2 rRNA genes (1 of these 2 cut by a window edge) are annotated in these 2,682 nt (G+C 56.8%); both read right to left on the bottom strand.

The features are described from left to right. Positions 1–117: ribosomal RNA gene (rrf, locus tag ABT085_RS43495) — 5S ribosomal RNA — on the bottom strand. Between the two features lie 89 nt (positions 118–206). After that, positions 207–2,682, bottom strand: a 23S ribosomal RNA gene (locus ABT085_RS43490); it runs 430 nt beyond the window's last position.

Here is a 2,682-nt window from a genome sequence, read left to right as displayed (position 1 = left end):
GTTCGGCGGCGTCCTACTCTCCCACAGGGTCCCCCCTGCAGTACCATCGGCGCTGTGAGGCTTAGCTTCCGGGTTCGGAATGTAACCGGGCGTTTCCCTCACGCTATAACCACCGAAACACTATGAAACTGTCAACCGCACCACGCTCTGTGACAAACGCGGGGTTGTTCGTGGTTTCAGAACCAACACAGTGGACGCGAGCAACTGAGGACAAGCCCTCGGCCTATTAGTACCGGTCACCTCCACCCATTACTGGGCTTCCAGATCCGGCCTATCAACCCAGTCGTCTACTGGGAGCCTTACCCCATCAAGTGGGTGGGAATACTCATCTCGAAGCAGGCTTCCCGCTTAGATGCTTTCAGCGGTTATCCCTCCCGAACGTAGCCAACCAGCCATGCCCTTGGCAGAACAACTGGCACACCAGAGGTTCGTCCGTCCCGGTCCTCTCGTACTAGGGACAGCCCTTCTCAATATTCCTGCGCGCGCAGCGGATAGGGACCGAACTGTCTCACGACGTTCTAAACCCAGCTCGCGTACCGCTTTAATGGGCGAACAGCCCAACCCTTGGGACCGACTCCAGCCCCAGGATGCGACGAGCCGACATCGAGGTGCCAAACCATCCCGTCGATATGGACTCTTGGGGAAGATCAGCCTGTTATCCCCGGGGTACCTTTTATCCGTTGAGCGACGGCGCTTCCACAAGCCACCGCCGGATCACTAGTCCCGACTTTCGTCCCTGCTCGACCCGTCGGTCTCACAGTCAAGCTCCCTTGTGCACTTACACTCAACACCTGATTGCCAACCAGGCTGAGGGAACCTTTGGGCGCCTCCGTTACTCTTTAGGAGGCAACCGCCCCAGTTAAACTACCCATCAGACACTGTCCCTGATCCGGATCACGGACCCAGGTTAGACATCCAGCACGACCAGACTGGTATTTCAACGACGACTCCCACCATACTGGCGTATGGCTTTCACAGTCTCCCAGCTATCCTACACAAGCCGAACCGAACACCAATATCAAACTGTAGTAAAGGTCCCGGGGTCTTTCCGTCCTGCTGCGCGAAACGAGCATCTTTACTCGTAGTGCAATTTCACCGGGCCTATGGTTGAGACAGTCGAGAAGTCGTTACGCCATTCGTGCAGGTCGGAACTTACCCGACAAGGAATTTCGCTACCTTAGGATGGTTATAGTTACCACCGCCGTTTACTGGCGCTTAAGTTCTCAGCTTCGCCAAACCGAAGTTTGACTAACCGGTCCCCTTAACGTTCCAGCACCGGGCAGGCGTCAGTCCGTATACATCGCCTTACGGCTTCGCACGGACCTGTGTTTTTAGTAAACAGTCGCTTCTCGCTGGTCTCTGCGGCCACCCCCAGCTCAGAGCGCGAAGCTCATCACCAGACGTGGCCCCCCTTCTCCCGAAGTTACGGGGGCATTTTGCCGAGTTCCTTAACCATAGTTCACCCGAACGCCTCGGTATTCTCTACCTGACCACCTGAGTCGGTTTAGGGTACGGGCCGCCATGAAACTCGCTAGAGGCTTTTCTCGACAGCATAGGATCATCCACTTCACCACAATCGGCTCGGCATCAGGTCTCACCCTGTATGAGTGGCGGATTTGCCTACCACTCGGGCTACACCCTTACCCCGGGACAACCACCGCCCGGGATGGACTACCTTCCTGCGTCACCCCATCACTCACCTACTAACCGCTTGGGCCGGCGGCTCCACCACTTTCCTTTCCCCGAAGGGTCCGGAACGGCTTCACGGCCTTAGCATCACGATGCTCGATGTTTGACGCTTCACAGCGGGTACCGGAATATCAACCGGTTATCCATCGACTACGCCTGTCGGCCTCGCCTTAGGTCCCGACTTACCCTGGGCAGATCAGCTTGACCCAGGAACCCTTAGTCAATCGGCGCAAACGTTTCTCACGTTTGTATCGCTACTCATGCCTGCATTCTCACTCGTGAACCGTCCACCACTGCCTTCCGGCGCAGCTTCACCCGGCACACGACGCTCCCCTACCCATCCACACAGGCGTTGGCCCTATTGTGTGAATGACACGACTTCGGCGGTACGCTTGAGCCCCGCTACATTGTCGGCGCGGAATCACTAGACCAGTGAGCTATTACGCACTCTTTCAAGGGTGGCTGCTTCTAAGCCAACCTCCTGGTTGTCTGTGCGACTCCACATCCTTTCCCACTTAGCGTACGCTTAGGGGCCTTAGTCGATGCTCTGGGCTGTTTCCCTCTCGACCATGGAGCTTATCCCCCACAGTCTCACTGCCGCGCTCTCACTTACCGGCATTCGGAGTTTGGCTAAGGTCAGTAACCCGGTAGGGCCCATCGCCTATCCAGTGCTCTACCTCCGGCAAGAAACACACGACGCTGCACCTAAATGCATTTCGGGGAGAACCAGCTATCACGGAGTTTGATTGGCCTTTCACCCCTAACCACAGGTCATCCCCCAGGTTTTCAACCCTGGTGGGTTCGGTCCTCCACGAAGTCTTACCTCCGCTTCAACCTGCCCATGGCTAGATCACTCCGCTTCGGGTCTTGAGCGTGCTACTGAATCGCCCTGTTCGGACTCGCTTTCGCTACGGCTTCCCCACCCGGGTTAACCTCGCAACACACCGCAAACTCGCAGGCTCATTCTTCAAAAGGCACGCAGTCACGAGATGG

This window comes from Streptomyces sp. NPDC002265 (assembly GCF_040296125.1).
Classification (GTDB): domain Bacteria; phylum Actinomycetota; class Actinomycetes; order Streptomycetales; family Streptomycetaceae; genus Streptomyces.
Note: the sequence above shows the minus strand (reverse complement) of the source record. Positions and strands in the feature narration are given on the sequence as shown.